The sequence below is a fragment of the Sphingomonas sp. ABOLE genome (genome assembly GCF_003950455.1).
Lineage (GTDB): Bacteria > Pseudomonadota > Alphaproteobacteria > Sphingomonadales > Sphingomonadaceae > Sphingomonas > Sphingomonas trueperi.
In genome coordinates this window covers 117,345-134,440 of the sequence record NZ_QQWY01000006.1, presented here as the reverse complement: position 1 = coordinate 134,440, position 17,096 = coordinate 117,345, and the positions used below count along the sequence as shown (strand labels likewise).

At 68.6% G+C, this 17,096-nt stretch carries 12 protein-coding genes; 5 read left to right on the top strand and 7 right to left on the bottom strand.

The window, feature by feature from the left end; genetic code table 11:
* Window positions 1-61: 61 nt before the first annotated feature.
* The 3 genes from secA to CA234_RS05810 form a co-directional block, all read right to left on the bottom strand.
* Window positions 62-2,806 (bottom strand): preprotein translocase subunit SecA, encoded by a 2,745-nt coding sequence (secA, locus tag CA234_RS05820; RefSeq protein ID WP_126001110.1) that lies wholly within the window; start codon window positions 2,804-2,806, stop codon window positions 62-64.
* Between the two features lie 126 nt (window positions 2,807-2,932).
* Entirely contained in the window at window positions 2,933-3,193 is a 261-nt protein-coding gene (locus CA234_RS05815; RefSeq protein ID WP_126001109.1) for a hypothetical protein, read from the bottom strand.
* Between the two features lie 93 nt (window positions 3,194-3,286).
* The gene (locus CA234_RS05810; protein WP_164521720.1) at window positions 3,287-3,922 is read right to left on the bottom strand and encodes an energy transducer TonB; all 636 of its coding nucleotides are present in this window, start codon (window positions 3,920-3,922) and stop codon (window positions 3,287-3,289) included.
* Between the two features lie 56 nt (window positions 3,923-3,978).
* Between CA234_RS05810 and argJ the strand changes: the two genes are divergently transcribed.
* Together argJ and CA234_RS05800 are read left to right on the top strand one after the other, a co-directional pair.
* A complete protein-coding gene (gene argJ, locus CA234_RS05805) occupies window positions 3,979-5,205 on the top strand; it encodes a bifunctional glutamate N-acetyltransferase/amino-acid acetyltransferase ArgJ (protein WP_126001107.1) in 1,227 nt (408 codons plus the stop codon).
* Window positions 5,206-5,210: 5 nt separating this feature from the next.
* The gene (locus tag CA234_RS05800) at window positions 5,211-6,005 is read left to right on the top strand and encodes an inositol monophosphatase family protein (RefSeq protein ID WP_126001106.1); all 795 of its coding nucleotides are present in this window, start codon (window positions 5,211-5,213) and stop codon (window positions 6,003-6,005) included.
* A gap of 49 nt (window positions 6,006-6,054) precedes the next feature.
* On the opposite strand, the gene trxA is transcribed toward CA234_RS05800, so the two are convergent.
* The 3 genes from trxA to addB all read right to left on the bottom strand — a co-directional run bounded on the left by trxA (window position 6,055) and on the right by addB (window position 12,999).
* The gene (gene trxA, locus CA234_RS05795) at window positions 6,055-6,375 is read right to left on the bottom strand and encodes a thioredoxin (RefSeq protein ID WP_125976098.1); all 321 of its coding nucleotides are present in this window, start codon (window positions 6,373-6,375) and stop codon (window positions 6,055-6,057) included.
* 84 nt (window positions 6,376-6,459) lie between these two features.
* Window positions 6,460-9,864 carry a double-strand break repair helicase AddA gene (addA, locus tag CA234_RS05790; protein ID WP_126001105.1) on the bottom strand — a complete coding sequence of 1,135 codons (3,405 nt, stop codon included), beginning with the start codon at window positions 9,862-9,864 and terminating at the stop codon, window positions 6,460-6,462.
* 195 nt (window positions 9,865-10,059) lie between these two features.
* Entirely contained in the window at window positions 10,060-12,999 is a 2,940-nt protein-coding gene (gene addB / locus CA234_RS05785; protein WP_126001104.1) for a double-strand break repair protein AddB, read from the bottom strand.
* Window positions 13,000-13,176: 177 nt separating this feature from the next.
* Here addB and CA234_RS05780 point away from each other — a divergent pair, with 177 nt between their 5' ends.
* Entirely contained in the window at window positions 13,177-13,869 is a 693-nt protein-coding gene (locus CA234_RS05780; RefSeq protein WP_126001103.1) for a VIT family protein, read from the top strand.
* Window positions 13,870-14,571: 702 nt separating this feature from the next.
* Here the strand turns inward: CA234_RS05780 and CA234_RS05775 are convergent.
* Window positions 14,572-16,068: a replicative DNA helicase gene (locus CA234_RS05775; RefSeq protein WP_126001102.1), complete on the bottom strand. Its 1,497-nt coding sequence runs from the start codon at window positions 16,066-16,068 to the stop codon at window positions 14,572-14,574.
* Window positions 16,069-16,150: 82 nt separating this feature from the next.
* Between CA234_RS05775 and CA234_RS05770 the strand changes: the two genes are divergently transcribed.
* Both CA234_RS05770 and CA234_RS05765 read left to right on the top strand, forming a co-directional pair.
* On the top strand, window positions 16,151-16,633 hold the full coding sequence (locus CA234_RS05770; protein ID WP_126001101.1) for a UPF0262 family protein: 483 nt from the start codon (window positions 16,151-16,153) through the stop codon (window positions 16,631-16,633).
* A gap of 5 nt (window positions 16,634-16,638) precedes the next feature.
* Window positions 16,639-17,088: a cytidine deaminase gene (locus CA234_RS05765; RefSeq protein WP_126001100.1), complete on the top strand. Its 450-nt coding sequence runs from the start codon at window positions 16,639-16,641 to the stop codon at window positions 17,086-17,088.
* Window positions 17,089-17,096 lie beyond the last annotated feature (8 nt).

The following is a 17,096-nucleotide window of genomic DNA, read 5'->3' as shown; positions in this document are numbered from 1 at the left end:
ACCGCCTTCGGCGGCGGGCCCCACCCTCTCCCCGGTGGGGAGAGGGCTTAACAAACAGCCCTTACGCCACCTGGCCGTGGCAGTGCTTGTACTTTAGCCCCGAACCGCACGGGCACGGCGCGTTGCGGCTGACCACGCCCTCCCACTGCGACGGATCGGTGCCATAGTCGTCGCCCGCCGGCTGCGGGATGCCGAGCGGTGGCAGGCGGGTGGTGACCAGCCCGGCCGAGCCGCCGTCCCAGTCATTGGTGTTGTCCATGCCGGTCAGCGGATCGATGTGGGTGGTCAGGAACGCCGGCAGCTCGGGCAGTTCGGGCGGGGGCGCCATGCGGAACTGGGCGAAGGCCATGGTGCGCGTCACGTCCTCGCGGATCGTGTCGAGCATACGCTGGAACATCGAGAACGCCTCATGCTTGTATTCGTTGATCGGCGTCTTCTGCGCATAGGCGCGCAGGTGGACGACCTGGCGCAGCGCGTCGAGCATCGCGAGATGCTCCTTCCAGTGATGGTCGAGATTCTGGAGCAGGATCGACTTCTCGATCGAGGTCCAGGTCTCCGGCTCGAGATCCGACGCCTTCTCGGCGATCGCGGCGTCTGCGGCCGCGCGGATGCGCTCCTCCAGCATCTCCGGATCGATCGCTTCCTCGTCCTTCACCCAGTCGTCGATCGGCAGGTCGAGGTTGAGCGTGTCGGCAAGGCGCTCCTTCAGCCCGGCGACGTTCCACTGCTCGGGATAGCTGTTCGGCGGGCACGCCTCGCCGACGATCGCGTTCACCGTCTCGTGGCGCATGTCTTCGACGACCTGGCCGACCGTGTCGGCATCCATGATGTCGGCGCGCTGCTCGTAGATCACCTTGCGCTGATCGTTCATCACGTCGTCATATTCGACGACCTGCTTGCGCACGTCATAGTTGCGCGCCTCGACCTTGCGCTGCGCGGTCTCGATCGCCTTGCTCAGCCAGCGCGACGGCGGCATCGCCTCGCCGTCCTCCAGGCTGGAGCGCATCATCCGCGAGAACAGGGTGTTCGAGCCGAAGATGCGCAGCAGGTCGTCGTCCAGGCTGAGGTAGAAGCGGCTGAGGCCCGGATCGCCCTGGCGGCCCGAGCGGCCGCGCAGCTGGTTGTCGATGCGGCGGCTTTCGTGGCGCTCGGTGCCAAGCACGAACAGCCCGCCGGCGGCCTTGACCTGCTCTTTCTCGGCGGCGACTTCGGCCTTGATCCGCTCGATCGCGGCGTCGCGCTCGGGGCCCTCGGGCATGTCGCGCAGCTCGTCGGCGACGCGGAACTCGACATTGCCGCCCAGCTGGATGTCGGTGCCGCGGCCCGCCATGTTGGTCGAGACGGTGACCATGCCGAGGCGGCCCGCCTGCGCCACGATATGCGCCTCGCTCTCGTGAAAGCGCGCGTTGAGCACCTCGTGCTTCACGCCCTCGCGGTGGAGGAATTCGGACAGCAGCTCCGACTTCTCGATCGAGACGGTGCCGACCAGCACCGGCTGGCCGCGCTCGGCATGCTGCTTGATCGTCTTGGCTATCCCGGCGAACTTGTCCTCGGTCGACTTGTAGAACACGTCCTCCTCGTCGACGCGCTGCACCGGCAGGTTGGTCGGGATGGTGACGACGTTCATCTTGTAGATGTCATAGAACTCGGCCGCTTCGGTGGACGCGGTGCCGGTCATGCCGCCCAGCTTCGGGTACATGCGGAAATAGTTCTGGAAGGTGATCGAGGCGAGCGTCTGGTTCTCGGGCTCGATGTTGACGCCTTCCTTGGCTTCCACCGCCTGGTGCAGGCCGTCCGACCAGCGCCGGCCGTCCATCATGCGACCGGTGAACTCGTCGATGATGACGATCTTGCCGTCCTTGACGATGTAATCGGTGTCGCGCTTGAACATCACGTTCGCGCGCAGCGCCTGGTTCAGGTGGTGCACCACCTGGGTGTTCTCGAAGTCGTAGAGATTGGCGCCGACCAGCACACCGGCATCCTCGAGCAGCCGCTCGACCGTCTCGGTGCCTTCCTCGGTGAGCACGATCGTGCGCTGCTTCTCGTCCTTCTCATAGGTCGAGGGATCGAGCTGCTTCACCACCGCATCGACCTTCATGTAGAGCTCGGAGCGGTCGTCGGTCGGGCCGGAGATGATCAGCGGGGTGCGCGCCTCGTCGATCAGGATCGAGTCGACCTCGTCGACGATCGCATAGGCGAACGGACGCTGCACCATGCTCGCGCGATCATATTTCATGTTGTCGCGCAGATAGTCGAAGCCGAACTCGTTGTTCGTGCCGTAGGTGATGTCCGCGGCATAGGCGTCGCGGCGCTGCTGGTCGGTCAGGTTGGGCACGATCACGCCGGTGGTGAGGCCGAGGAAGCCGTACACCTGCGCCATCCACTCCGCGTCGCGGCGGGCGAGATAGTCGTTGACGGTGATGACGTGGACGCCGTCGCCCGGCAGCGCGTTGAGATAGGTGGCGAGCGTCGCCACCAGCGTCTTGCCCTCGCCGGTGCGCATCTCGGCGATCTCGCCGCGGTGGAGCACGATGCCGCCGATCATCTGCACGTCATAGTGGCGCTGGCCGATCACGCGCCGCGCCGCCTCGCGTACCGTGGCGAAGGCCTCGGGCAGCAGGTCGTCGAGCTTGGCGCCATTGGCCAGCTGCTCGCGGAACCGAATCGTCTGCTGGGCCAGCGTGTCGTCGTTCATCGCCTGGAGCGCGGGCTCGAAGCTGGCGATCTTCTGGACGATCGGGTTGAGCGACTTGACGTAGCGATCGTTGGACGAACCGAAAAGCGACTTGGCAATACCGCCGAACATGCGAATTCCTGACCTGTTTGGATGGGATGCGCGACGGCTCCCGGACGAAGCGGAGCCATCACGGGCGCACCGCGCGCGGGCGCGGCGACGAAAGGAAGCAGGGCCCGAACGCGCGGGCCGGAAAGGCTATTCGCGCCGCTGCTCGAAGGCGAGGCGAAGCGCAGGCCGCGGCGCGACGGCCAGATGGAACACCGGGATCGTGACGACCCGCACTAGCGTGGGCAGCGCCGCCGCAGCCGCCACGATGTGGCGCGACGGGGCAACCGCCGCCTGCGCTGCTTCGGCCACGCGCACCACCGCCACGCCCTGGATCGGACGCAGGCCACGCTCGCCCGACACGCCGGTCAGGCTCGCGAAAAGCGCAGTGAGGAGCAGCAGCAGTTCCAAGCGAACCCCTGTGATACACGGTGGTGATGTCGCAACCGACGGGCGGCAACGCACGACACATAGGGATCGTCGCACGGTTCGTCTAATCAAAAGCTAGGGCTTGGCCGGCGCTTCGGTGCGGAATGAGACGATGTAAGTCTGGGTACTCGCCATTTTTCTCGCCGCTTTTGCCGCTGGATCGGCAGCGATTGCCTCGAGCTGCCGAAAGGCGGCGCGATCGGCTGCCCCGCTGCCACTCGTTTCTATGATGCGGCAATTCGTTGTGACCGGATCCTCTCCAACAATGATTTCCGCTCGGACGGGCCCACGATAGTCGGCCGGCAATGCTGCGACTGTGAGATCGAGGATGTCTGGACTAGTCGGTTGCACATTACCTGAGCCACCAGCGCCCGAATTCCACAATACAACCCCCGAGAAATCCGCCGTTATCGGTTTGCCATCTGCATCCCGCGCCGGTGAAAATCGGGCCCTCTGCAACATAAGGACACACGCCTCTCGGTCGAGTTCTTCATGGCTGGAAGATCGTAAAATGCTACATTTTACGGGAAACCCCTTTGGGTCGACCTCCAGACTGTAGCGAAGCAGACCCGCTCGCCGCTCCACAGCTGCGCTTTTTGGATAATCGTCATCATTTATCCAAGTATGAGGCGGGCTCAGGGGCTTAGGCCTGGGCCTTAGGTTTTCCGCCTGCGCGACCTGCGCCGCCAGCAGCGCCATCACCAAAAACATTGATCTTTCTCCCCCCATGCACGAAGCACGCGCGCATCCTAATCACAGGCGGTTTCATGTCCACCAGCACCTCCCCGCTCGCGCAGCCCTTCCCCGCTCTGCCCGCGATCCCCGGCGTCAGCCTGCGCGTTGCCCGCGCGCGGTACAAGAACTGGGATCGCTGCGATCTCACCTTCGTCACCCTCGACGAAGGCACCAGCGTCGCCGGCGTGCTGACCAGCAGCAAATGCCCCTCCCCCGAGGTGGAGTGGTGCCGCAAGGCGCTGGTTCTCGGCAAGGCGCGTGCGCTGGTGGTGAATGCCGGTAACTCCAACGCCTTCACCGGCAATCGTGGCCGCGCGGCGGTGGAGGCGATCGCCGCCCGCACCGCCCAGCATCTCGGCTGCGATCCATCCGACGTGTTCGTCGCCTCCACCGGCGTGATCGGCGTGCCGCTGCCGATCGAGAAGGCCGAGGCCGGGCTCGATGCCGCCTACACGGCCGAACCCTGCGCCTGGGAAGACGCCGCCGCGACGATCATGACCACCGACACCTTCGCCAAGGGCGCGGTGACCACCGCGGTGGTCGACGGTCGCACGGTGACGCTCGCCGGCATCATCAAGGGGTCGGGCATGATCGCGCCGGACATGGCGACGATGCTCGGCTTCATCTTTACCGATGCGGCGGTGGACCCGGTGTTCCTCCAGCGCGCGCTCAGCGAGGCCAATGGCGCGACCTTCTCGTGCATCACCGTGGACGGCGACACTTCCACCAGCGACACCGTGCTCGCCTTCGCGACCGGCAAGGCCGGCAATGCGCCGCTGACCAGCGAAGAGGATGCCGGCGCCGACGCCTTCCGCGCCGCGCTCGCCGATCTCTGCCGCCAGCTCGCCCTGCTCGTCGTCCGCGACGGCGAAGGCGCGCAGAAGCTGATCGAAATCACCGTCGAGGGCGCCGAGAGCGACCGCAGCGCGCACCGCATCGCCATGTCGATCGCCAACTCGCCGCTGGTCAAGACCGCGATCGCCGGCGAGGACGCCAATTGGGGCCGCGTGGTGATGGCGGTGGGCAAGGCCGGTGAGCCCGCCGAGCGCGACAAGCTCGCCATCCGCTTCGGCACCACCCAGGTGGCCCGCGACGGTCTGGCGGTAGACGGCTATGACGAGGCGCCGGTCGCCGCGCATCTCAAGGGCCAGGAAATCGAAATCGGCGTCGATCTGGGTCTCGGTGAGGGCCGCGCCACGGTTTGGACCTGCGACCTCACCCATGGCTATATCTCGATCAACGCCGATTACCGGAGCTGAGCCGCTTGCATCCCCATCATGACGCGGTCTCCGCGCTGATCCGCCGCGTCGCCGAGACGGTCGTCCTCCCGCGCTTCCGCAACCTCGCCGCGCACGAGGTGCTGGAGAAAACGCCGGGCGAACTGGTCACCATCGCCGATCGCGAGGCCGAAGAGCGGCTGACCGAGGGCTTGGCCGCGATCGCCCCCGATGCAGTGATCATCGGCGAGGAAGCCTGTGCCGCGAACCCGGCGCTCGTCGACCAGGCGATGGCGGCGCGCGCCTGGGTCATCGATCCGATCGACGGCACCGGCAATTTCGCCGCGGGCGAGCCGCCCTTCGGCATCATGATCGCGCTGATCGAAGCGGGCGTCATTCAGGCGGGCTGGATCTACGATCCGGTCGCCGAACGGATGTGTCATGCGGCGCTGGGCGGCGGCGCGTTCGTCAATGGCACGCAGGTCCAAGCCCGACAGAGCGACGGCCCGCGCCCTCATGCCGCGGTGTCGAAGGTCGCCCAGTCCGAGGCCGAGCATGCCGAGCGGATGCGCCGGTTCGAGCAGGATTTCGAGCTTTGGGCGATGCCGCGCTGCGCGGCGGAGAACTACCCCCGGTTGGCGCTGGGGCAGAACGACGTCGCGGTGTTCCGGCGCACGCTGATCTGGGATCATGCCCCCGGGGTCGTCTTCCTCGGGGAGGCGGGCGGCTATGTCGCCCATTGGAACGGTACGCCCTATCGCGTCGACGGCAAGGGTGTGGGGCTGATCGCGGCCTCGACACCCGAACTGGGCCGCCGCGCTACCGAATTGCTGTTCGGCTGAAAAACGCTCCTCCCCTCTCGCGGACGGGAGGGGAGAACGCGTGACGCGATCAGATCTCGCGTTCGATCCACTGCTTGATCGCACTCTTCGGCAGCGCGCCGACCTGGGTGGCGGCCTGCTGGCCGTTCTTGAACAGGATCATCGTCGGGATGCCGCGCACGCCGTACTTGGTCGGTGCATCGGGATTGTCGTCGATGTTGATCTTCACGATCTGCACCTGGTCCGCCAGCTCCTCGGCGAGTTCTTCGAGCGCCGGGGCGATCATGCGGCACGGGCCGCACCATTCGGCCCAGAAATCGACGAGGACGGGCTTGTCCGCCTGCAGCACGTCGGTTTCGAAATTGGCGTCGGTCGTCGCCACAGTGGCCATGTCGGTATCTCCTGAACTTCGTGTTGGTCGGCTATCTATGGTCGCCGGGCCCGTTGCTCAAGCGCAGAGCCCCAAGCTTTGCTCCTACCCCGCGTAGCCCGGCTTGTGCTCGTCGAGAAGGGCCTCGGGCAATGCATAGAGCACCGGACCGGCGGAATAGAGCAAAGCCGCCTCCACGGCGCGCTCGGGGAAGATCACCCGCAGCGCCGCGACATAGGCCGCCATCTGGCGGAGGTGATAGGGCGGCACGTCGGCGAGCGACGCCGGCGCACGGCGACCGGTCTTGAAGTCGACCACCCGTACCCGCTCGGGCGTCACCACCAGCCGGTCGACCGTGCCCGAGACGACCACGCCGTCCGCCACGACCGCGGCGATCGGCGCCTCGCCCAGCGCATCGGGCCCGAACAGCTCGGCGAAGCGCGGATCTTCGGTGACCGCCAGGGCCGCATCGATCAGCGCGGCACGCTCGGCCGCATCGGCGAGCCCCCCTGCCCCCGCCAGCCAGCGATCGGCCGCCGACCGCCGCGCCTCCGGAGCGACGCCGGGCAGCCGCTCGAACAGCGCGTGGAGCAGCCGCCCGCGCTCCGCGGCCGCACGCATCGCGGGACCCGGCGGCGGATCGGCCACGCGGTCTTCGCCCAGCGACGACGGCGCCAGCGGCCGCGGCGGCCGGGCTTCCTCCGGCGCACGCGTGTGGAGCCAGTCGGGCAGGACCGGCGCGGGCGCAACTGTCATGACCGCCGGCGCTGCGACCGGCCGCACGGGCGCCTGCGGGACCACGCCGTGGAACTCCCGCACCCCGGCTTCGTCCATCGGCACGCCCAGCGCATCGAGCGCGGCGACGCTGGCGGCATACCAGCTTGCCTTGGGCGGTTCGCCCTTGGCCTGGGGACCGAGCGCTCCGGCGATCACCAGTCGCTCCTCGGCGCGCGTCGCGGCGACGTAGAACAACCGCCAATGTTCCTGCAGCTCGCGCGCATCGGCCTTCTCCAAGGCCTCGGCCAGGATGCCGTCGCGTTCAGCACTGCGGGGACGAAAGATCGGGAAGGCGTCCTGATCTTCCTCGGGCGCCCATTTGAGCACGCCGCGCGGGCTGCGCGTCGGGTCCACGGTCGCGTCTGCCAGGATCACCAGGGGCGCCTGGAGGCCCTTCGAACCATGCGCGGTCATCACCCGCACCGCCGGCTGCGGCTGCGCCGCATCGCGGACGATCTCGACATCGCCGCGATCGAACCAGTCGAGGAAGCGCTGGAGCGATGGCGTCGCCCGCGTCTCGAAGGTGAGCGCGGCGTTGAGCAGTTCCTCGATCGGATCGCGCGCCTCCTCGCCGAGCCGCAGCAGCAGCTTGCGCCGCCCCTGCATCGGCCCGGACAGAATCTCCTCCAGGAAGCGATAGGGCGTGGCGAGGTCGGCGCGGCGCAGCAGATCGTAGAGCGGCGCCAGCTTCTCGGCCGACTGGCGTTCGCGCAGGTGCCGCCAGAGCCCGCCCCGCTCGCGCACCGCCGCCGCCATCAGCTCTTCCTGGGTCCAGCCGATCAGCGGGGAGACGAGCAGCGCCGCCAGCGACAGATCGTCCTCGGGCTGGAGTGCGAAGCGGATCGCGGCGAGCAGATCCTGCACCGCCAGCGGGGCGTTCAAGCGCAGCCGATCGACGCCCGCCACCGGCACCCCCTCGGCGTAGAGCCGCGCGACGATCAGCGAGGCGAGCTCGCCGCGCCGCTTGACCAGCACCATCACGTCGCCGGGGGCAAGCATCCGCCCCTTGGCGGAAAGCGGCAGATTGCCCACCCATCCCTTGATCTGCCGGGCGATGCGGGCGGCGAGCGCGCGGGTGGCGTCGCCGATCCACTCTTCTTCGTCGGCCTCGCTGCCGCCCCCGATCACCGGCGGCCACAGGGTCACCGTGCCGGGACCGGGCACTTCACTCGCATGCGGCTCGCTGTCGCTCATGGGGCCCATGCCCGGCTCGGGCAGCAGGCCCAACGCGGTATCGACGAACTCGAGCACCGGACGGGTCGAGCGGAAGCTGTGAGTCAGCGAGAGCGATTCCAGCTCCCGTGCTTCCACCTCGTAATCCGGACGGAAGTTGGCCAGTCGCTTGAACCGCTCGAACGCCGCCTGGAAGAAGATCGGGTCGGTGCCCTGGAAGCCGAAGATCGCCTGCTTGTAATCGCCCACGGTGAACAGCGTGCGCAGCCGGTCGCCGCGCGCGCCCTCGCCCGCGAAGAACTCGTCGGCCATCGCCGAGACGATCGCCCATTGCCGCGGATTGGTGTCCTGCGCCTCGTCGATCAGCACATGCTCGGTGACCTGGTCGAGCTTGAAGCGCACCCATTCGCCCATGCCCTCCTGGCGGAGCAACGCGATGGTGCGGCCGATCAGATCGTCGAAGTCGACCGCGCCGAGCCGGCGCTTGGCAGCGGTATAGGCGCGGGCATACGCGCGTCCCGCCTCCAGCCCCCGGGCGAGCAGATCGACATAGGCGGCGCGCACCCGCATCGCGAGCAGTTCGCCGCAGCGGCCATGGAGCCGCATCGCCGCCTCGGCATAGTCCGGGTCCTGCGGCGCCTGCCCCTTGGCGAAGCTGCGCGGATCGCCCTTGGCGGTGGCCCAGACGAGGTGAAGATCGGCCAGCGTTTCCGCACGCTCCTCCGGCGAACGCGCCAGCCAGGCGGCGATCACGTCAGCCCGCTCCAGCCCGCGCGCGGTGCCCCAGGCGGCGTTCGCCGATGCGATAGCGCGTAGCGTTCGCACATCGAACCCGTCGTCGCAGCAGCTCGTTGCGAGCGATTCCGCAATGTCCCCCGCAGGCAGATCGAAGGCCCGGCGCAGCCAGGGCTGGATGCCGCTGGGCAGCCCTTCCAGTGCCTCGCCCGCGCGCGCGCATTCCTGGAGGAAGCCTTCCGCCCCGCCCTCCCCGAGCCGCAGGCTGAGCGCGCCGATTGCGTCGATCACGTCCTCGCGACCCTCCCGCCGCGCCTCGACCAGCATCTCGGCAAGCGTTTCGCGCGCCAGCACCGCCTCCTCGCGCGCTTCCAGCGGGCGGAAGCCGGGCACCAGCCCCGCCTCGATCGGGAAGGCGGACAGCAGCGACTGGCAGAAGCTGTGGATCGTCTGGATGCGGATGCCGCCGCCGGGCGCATCGAGCACCTTGGCGAACAGCGTGCGGGCGGCGGCACGGCTTTCGGGGCCGATGCTCTCGCCCAGCGCGGCAAGATCGGCGGTAAGCTCCTCGTCCTTGGCGCGCACCCAATAGGCGAGCCGACCGGTGATCCGCTCGGACATCTCGGCCGCACCGGCCTTGGTGAAGGTAAGGCACAGGATCGCCGAGGGATCGGTGCCCGCGAGCAGCAGCCGCCACACCCGCGCGGCGAGCACCTGGGTCTTGCCGGTGCCGGCCGAGGCCGACAGCCAGATATGCCGCGTCGGATCGCTGGCGCGCTTCTGGTTGCCCTTCAGCGGGTGGAGCTTGGCGGGACTGCGGCTCATCGCTGGGACACCACAAATTCCTCCCCGGTACGGGGAGGGGGACCATTTGCGCAGCAAATGGTGGGGCGGCCGCCGCGCACGCGGCGGTGTACCCTCGATCCGAGCCCGTCCCCGCGCCTGTCGGCGCGGCCCCTCCACCACGCGCCTGCGGCGCGCAGTCCCCCTCCCCGCACCGGGGAGGAATTGGGGATACCGTTACTCACGCCCATACCATTCATCCCGGCGCATCAGCTGGTCATATTCCGCATAGGGCGCATATTCCGGCACCAGCTTGGCGGTGAACGGGCGCTCCCCGGTCAGCCACTCGCCCGCGGCCGTCGCGAAATGCTCGGCGGCGATGCTGACGAAATCCTCTGCCGGCACCGGCTCGCGCTTCTTCGGATCGACCGGCGAGTCGACATAGCCGAATCCGCCGCTCCTCGGGTTGCGCGCCAGCGACCAATATTCAAACGCCCGAGCGGCGCCCTCAATGCCTTCGAACCCGCCCCGCTCGGCGATCAGCCCCAGCAGCCCGAGCTGCAGGCTGAACCCGGCCTTTACCGCGCGCGTGCTCGGCGGCTGGCCGGTCTTGTAGTCGACGATCGCGAGCGCGCCGCCCTCCAGCCGGTCGACCCGGTCGAACTTGCCGCGCAGCGTCACGCCCGCGAAGTCGATCGAGCCATCCCGCTCGACTGCCAGCACCGTGCGCCCCTTCAGGCCCTGCTCGACCAGCTCGCCGGCGATCCAGTCGATCGCCTCGATCAGCCGCGGCTGCCACAGCGCACGGATCAGCGGGTGGGTGCGCGTGTCGGCGAGCATCGCCTCGGCGCGGGCGCGAAGCAGGTCCGGGCGGCAGTCATCCTCCTCGAACCAGCGCTGCAGCACATCGTGTACCGCCGTTCCCCGCCACGCCGCGCTGGGATCGGCATCGACCGGATCGAGCGGCATCAGCCGCAGCATCCGTCGCGCGTAGAAGGCGTAAGGGTCCGCCTTGAGGCGATCGACTTCGGTGACCGAGATGACCTTGGGCCGGTCCTTTGCCGGCGGCGACGGCTCCGGCCGCGCGACCGGCGCGAACGCCCCCGGTGCGTCGATCGCCGCCATCCACGCGGCGAGGTCCCCTGCCCGCTCCAGCCCGCCCGACAGCGCCTCCAGCCGCAACCAGAAGCGCGAGGCGATGGTCGGCGCACTCGCATCGCGACGGGCGCGGGTGAGCAGTACTTGTCGCGCGCCCAGCCCGATCGCGAGATCGTGCGCCGATACGCCGATCCGCCGCTCCAGCCCGGGCAGCCCCAGCTCGGCGCGGATGCGCGGCGCCAGCCAGGGGTCTGGCGCGGGCAGTCCCGGCCAGACGCCTTCGTTGAGGCCGCCCAGGATCATCAGGTCGGCGCTGTGCAGCCGCGCCTCGATCAGGCCGAGAATGGCGAGCCGCGGATGCCCGCCCTGCGGCGGCCGCACCGCGACCTCGTCCATCAGCGTGCGGAGCATCGGCGCGAGGCTGTCGGGCTCGGCCAGCGCCGGCCCGTGCGCGGCCTCGCGCTCCAGATCGTCGAGCAGCAGCGCGGCGGCGCGGCCATCCTCGCGGCTCCACAGCATATCACCGCCCAGGGCCTGCGCGGCCTCGCGCAGTGCGGCGACCAGCCCGGCGAGCGGCTGCGCGCCGCCGGCGAACACTGCCTCCAACGGCGCGAGCAGCGGCCGCGCCGTCTCCCACCAGCGCGCGGCGGTGCGGCGCAGCGCCCCTTCCCGCCCGCCCTGCTCGGCGAGGTGCGCGTCGATGCCCGCCAGCCCCGGCGCCGGCCGCGGGCCGCGCAGCGCGAGGTCGAGCGCTCGCGCGCCATCCAGCCAGGCGGCACGGTCGCTCGGCTGCACCAGCGGGTGCTTGAGCAAGGTCAGCAGCGGCATCGGCGCGAAGGCCTGCGCCGCCGCATCGGCCAGCGCCAGCAGCAGCGTGCCCGGCGGGGTGAGCGACAGCGGCTGGCCGGCGGAATCGTCGACCGCGATGCCCCAGCGCGCGCAATGCGCCGCCACCCGCCGCGCCAGCGCGCGATCGGGGGTGACCAGCGCAGCGGTGCGCGCCGGCGTCTCCAGCGCCTCGCGCAGTGCCAGCGCGATCGCCTGGGCCTCCTCGGCGGGGGTCGCGAGCTCGAGCGCGCGGACGCCGTCCAGCCGCCGCTCGCCGGCGGGCAGGTCGGTCCAGCGATGGGTGAGCTCGGGCGGCTGCATCGCCGAGGCGATCGCCTTGCTGCGCGCGGGCGGCGCGTCGAGCTCGCTGGCGACGCGCCATTGCTGGAACTCGCCGCGCGCCACGCCCATCCGGTCGAGCAGCAGCTTGAGATGGAATTGCGGGTGCGTCTCGAGCGCGCGGCGGCGGCGCCCGGTACCGGGGTCCGGCCTGTGCGGCCCTAGCGACTCCCACTCGTCGTCGCCCATCGCGGTGGCGAGCGCAGGCAGGACCACCATCCCCTCGGGCAGCCCGGCGACCACCCGCAACAGCCGCGCGATCGCGGGCGCCGCTGTGGTGATCCCCGCGGCGCAGACGAAGCCCGACGGCGCAGCCGCCTTCCACCGCGCCGAGACGCGATCGAGCAGCCGCCGCCGCCGCTCGGGCAGGTCGACGCGGCCCAGTGCCGACAGCTCCTCGGGCCAGCGGGTCAGCACGATCTCGAACAGCGCGAGCGAGCGCTCCCAATGCGCCGAAAGCTCGGGCCCCAGTTCCAGGTCGCGCAGCCGCCGGGGCGAGACTTCCTCGACCAGCAGCTGGTCGAGCGTGGTGCCGAGGTCGCCGGCCAGCCGCACCGCCTCGGCGGCGTCCAGGCGGGCGTCATGCCCCTGGAGCAGCCGGGCGAGGATCATGCGGCGCTGGAGCGGATCGACCGCGGGCGGCACCGGCTCGGCATCGTCGACCGTCTCGAACACCGCTTCGTCGAGCTCGGGATCGCCGATCGCAACCAGCCGGGGGAGCAGCAGCCCGCCGCCGCTCTCGCGCACGAACGCGTCCTGCATCGCCCGCTTGGCGCGGTTGTTGGGCAGCAGCACCACGCCGCGCGCCAGCCGCAGCGGATCGCTGCCAAAGCGGCGGATCAGCCCGATCGCCAGCGCATCGGCAAAGGCCCGGTGCGGCGGGATCGTGTAGAGGTGCAGGGCGTGCGACATGCGGCTCGGCGAAAGGGGAACGGAGCGCGAACCTTAGCGGGGTTGGCCCGACGAGCGCAACCGCCGCGACGCGCACGAAGGCGGATCCGATCGCCCTGCCCGCAGCCATGGCGACGCCCCCATTGCCGTACGGCACACCCCCGGCCATTCTCGCGCCACCACCATCGGAGGAACTTCATGCGCCCGCACCGCGAACAGCATCTCGTATCCCGGATCGGCTGGCTGCGCGCCGCCGTGCTGGGGGCGAATGACGGCATCGTCTCCACCGCCAGCCTGATCCTGGGCGTCGCCGCCTCGGGGGCCGGGCGGCCCGCGCTGCTGGTCGCGGGCGTGGCGGGGCTGGTGGCGGGCGCGATGTCGATGGCGGCGGGGGAATATGTCTCGGTCAGCTCGCAGGCCGATACCGAACGCGCCGACCTCGCCCGCGAGCGGCAGGAACTCGCCACCGTGCCCGAGGCCGAGCTGGCCGAGCTGACCGCCATCTATGTCGGCCGCGGCGTCGATGCCGGCACCGCGCGCACGGTGGCCGAGCAGATGATGGCGCACGACGCGCTGGAGGCGCATGCCCGTGACGAGCTCCACATCACCGAGATGACGACCGCGCGGCCGGTGGTTGCCGCGCTCACCTCGGCGGCAACTTTTACGGCGGGTGCGGCGCTGCCACTACTGCTCGCCGCGCTGCTGCCGATGCGCTGGATGGCGATGGGGGAAGCGGCGGGTTCGATCCTGTTCCTTGCCCTGCTCGGCGCGCTGGGCGCGATCACCGGCGGGGCCAGGCCGCGCAAGCCGGTGGTGCGGGTGGTGTTCTGGGGCGCGCTGGCGATGGCGCTGACCGCTGGGATCGGGCGGGTTGTGGGGACGAGTGTTTAACTAAGAGGTCGCAGCTGCATAAGCTTCCCGCGGTGCTTCAGCCAAAGAGATCTCGCGCCGATATTCCTTAAGGCGGCATCGGGGGCTCTTCCTGCAACGTCGTCCGCATCTCTTCCGATATGTGGAAATCGTGCTATCGAAGCGGGATGAATGAGAGGCCCAGCTTCAAAGAGTTGAGGAATGGCGTTGAAATTTGCCGCTATTTCTTCCGGTGCAACATCATGCGTGTTCACCTTGAAGATCTAATTCGAGAGAACGGCGGCTTCACTGAAGCAGTTACAAACGAATGAGACCGCTTCTGGGCTTACTACACCTTTTGGTTGTCCGGACTCTGGGTAACGTGCGAAGGAATTGTAAGGATTAAATTCGGAGATGAAGACTACATAAGCTTCGCCAAGATGCTTATGTCAGAACTTAGATCAGTTCGACAGTCAAATTTTCACTATAAGCCCCAAATCAAAGAGATTCTCGAGCACCTCAACACAGAAAGGCTATTAGCCGATTTGTGGAAAATTCATGACAGAATAAAGGAGAGTGTTACAGAGTTCCTTCGACAACTACCGCCAGATTTTATCGAGTCGCCACCAGACTGAACCGGTTTAAAGTGCGGAAAAGCTGCCCATCGCAAGCGATGTCCCCCACTCCAACCCATCCCCTGAAGGGGAAGGGCTAGGCAGGAGGCTCAGCCGCCTGCCCCTCCCCTCAATACCCCTCCGGCGCCAGATCGCTGAACTTGGTGAACTGCCGGTCGAAGCGCATATGCACCGAGCCCGTGGCACCATGGCGCTGCTTGGCGATGATCACCGTCGCCTTGTTCGCCACTTCCAGCTGGCGCGCCTGCCATTCCTCATAGGCCATGCGCTCCTCGGCGGTCTCGGTGCCGTCGGGGATCTTCGTCGGCGCCTTGAAGTCGTGATAATATTCGTCGCGATACACGAACAGCACGATATCGGCGTCCTGCTCGATCGAGCCGGATTCGCGAAGGTCGGAGAGCTGCGGGCGCTTGTCCTCGCGGCTTTCCACCGCGCGGCTCAGCTGGGAGAGCGCCAGCACCGGCACATGCAGTTCCTTGGCCAGCGTCTTGAGGCCGCGCGAGATCTCCGAGATTTCCTGCACGCGCCCGTCGCCCGAGGCCTTGGCCGAGCCGGTGAGCAGCTGGAGATAGTCGACGATCACCATGCCGATCTTGTGCTGGCGCTTGAGCCGCCGGGCGCGGGTGCGCAGCGCCGCGATGGTAAGGCCCGGCGTGTCGTCGATATAGAGCGGCAGCCGCTCCAGATCGCCCGCGGCGCGCGCGAACTTCTGGAACTCGGCATTGCTCAGCTGGCCGGTACGCAGCTTTTCCGAGACGACCTCGGCCTGTTCGGACAGGATACGCATCGCCAGCTGGTCGGCCGACATTTCGAGGCTGAAGAACGCCACCGGCGCGCCGATGGACTTCTCCTCGGCGATGCCCGCATCGAGATCGTCCATCCAGCGCTTGGCGGCGTTGAACGCGATGTTGGTGGCGAGCGAGGTCTTGCCCATGCCCGGTCGGCCGGCGAGGATCAGCAGGTCCGATCGGTTGAAACCGCCGGTCGAGGCGTTGAGGTCGCTGAGGCCGGTGGTGATGCCTGAGATGCCGCCGCCCGAGTTCATCGCCTTCTCGGCTTGGCGGACGGCGAGGGTGGCGGCGCGGGTGAAGGACTTCACGCCGGCTTCCGAATCGCCCTGCTCGGCGACCTGGTAGAGCCGGAGTTCGGCCTGCTCGATCTGCTTGGAGGGATTGATGTCCTGGCTGGTGTCGAGCGCGCCCTCCACCATGCCGCGGCCGACATCGACCAGCGCGCGGAGCTGGGCGAGATCGTAGATCTGGTCGGCGAAGGAGCGCGCGCCGATCAGGCTGGCCGGGTTGCCGGTCAGCTGGGCGAGATAGGCCGGGCCGCCCAGCTCCTTCATCGCCGGATCGTTGGCGAACAGCGGGCGCAGCGTCACCGGGGTGGCGAGGCGGTTGTCGCCGACCAGATGCGCGATCTGCTCATAGATGCGGCCGTGCAGCGGCTCGAAGAAATGCTCGGGCCGCAGCTTCTGGAGGACGTCTTCCGCGACTCGGTTGTCGATCATCATCGCGCCGAGCAGCGCTGCTTCGGCTTCGACATTCTGGGGGAGACTCAGGCCCTCTTGGGGCTCGGGTGCAGGAAAGGGAATCGGCTGTGCCATGGCTTCCTCATCGGCTTATGTGGGAGGCACGGCAACCGGCATGGCTTGTGGAAAGCGGGGAATGCTTCCAAAGCTGCGCCCTATGGCCGATCCGCGGATCATCGACGTGACCCTCGACGAGCGCACCATCCTGTGGCGCTCGGCGGACATCGAGCAGGAACGGCGGATCGCGATCTACGACCTGCTCGAGGACAATCACTTCGCCCCCCAGCGCGCGCATGCCGATGGCTATGCCGGGCCCTACAAGCTGCACCTCAGCGTCGAGGAAGGGCGCCTCGCGCTGGCGATCAAGCGCGCCGACGACACGCCGCTGGAGACGATCGTGCTCGGCCTCGCCCGCTTCCGGCGGCCGATCCGCGACTATTTCGCGATCTGCGACAGCTATTACCAGGCGATCCGCAACGCCACGCCCGCGCAGATCGAGACGGTCGACATGGCGCGGCGCGGCATCCACAACGACAGCGCCGAGCTGCTCCGCACCGCGCTGGAAGGCAAGATCGATATCGACTTCGACACCGCGCGGCGGCTGTTCACGCTGATCTGCGTGCTCCACATCAAGGGATGAGTTTCATGACCACCGAACGCGATGCGCTGATCGCAGCCGCCCGCACTGCCGCGCGCCACGCGCACGCGCCCTATTCGAACTTCGGCGTCGGCGCCGCGGTACTGCTGACCGACGGCACGGTGGTGACCGGCGCCAATTTCGAGAACGCCAGTTACGGCCTGTCGCTCTGTGCGGAGACGGTGGCGCTGGCGACGGTCTCGGCCCAGGGGCGGCTGCGCGACGTGGCGGAGATCGCAGTCATCGGCGGGCCGATCGGCGCGGACGGGGTGCCGACGGGGACGGCGCCGGTCAGCCCCTGCGGCCGCTGCCGGCAGGTGATCAACGAGGCGGCCCAGCTCGGCAAGCGCGACCTGCCCGTCCATTGCGGCGCGGCCGAGGGCGATGCGGTGGCGAGCTACCGCCTGTCCGAGCTGCTGCCGCAGGCGTTCGGGCCGGGCGATCTCGGCATCGCCTGACCGGGCGC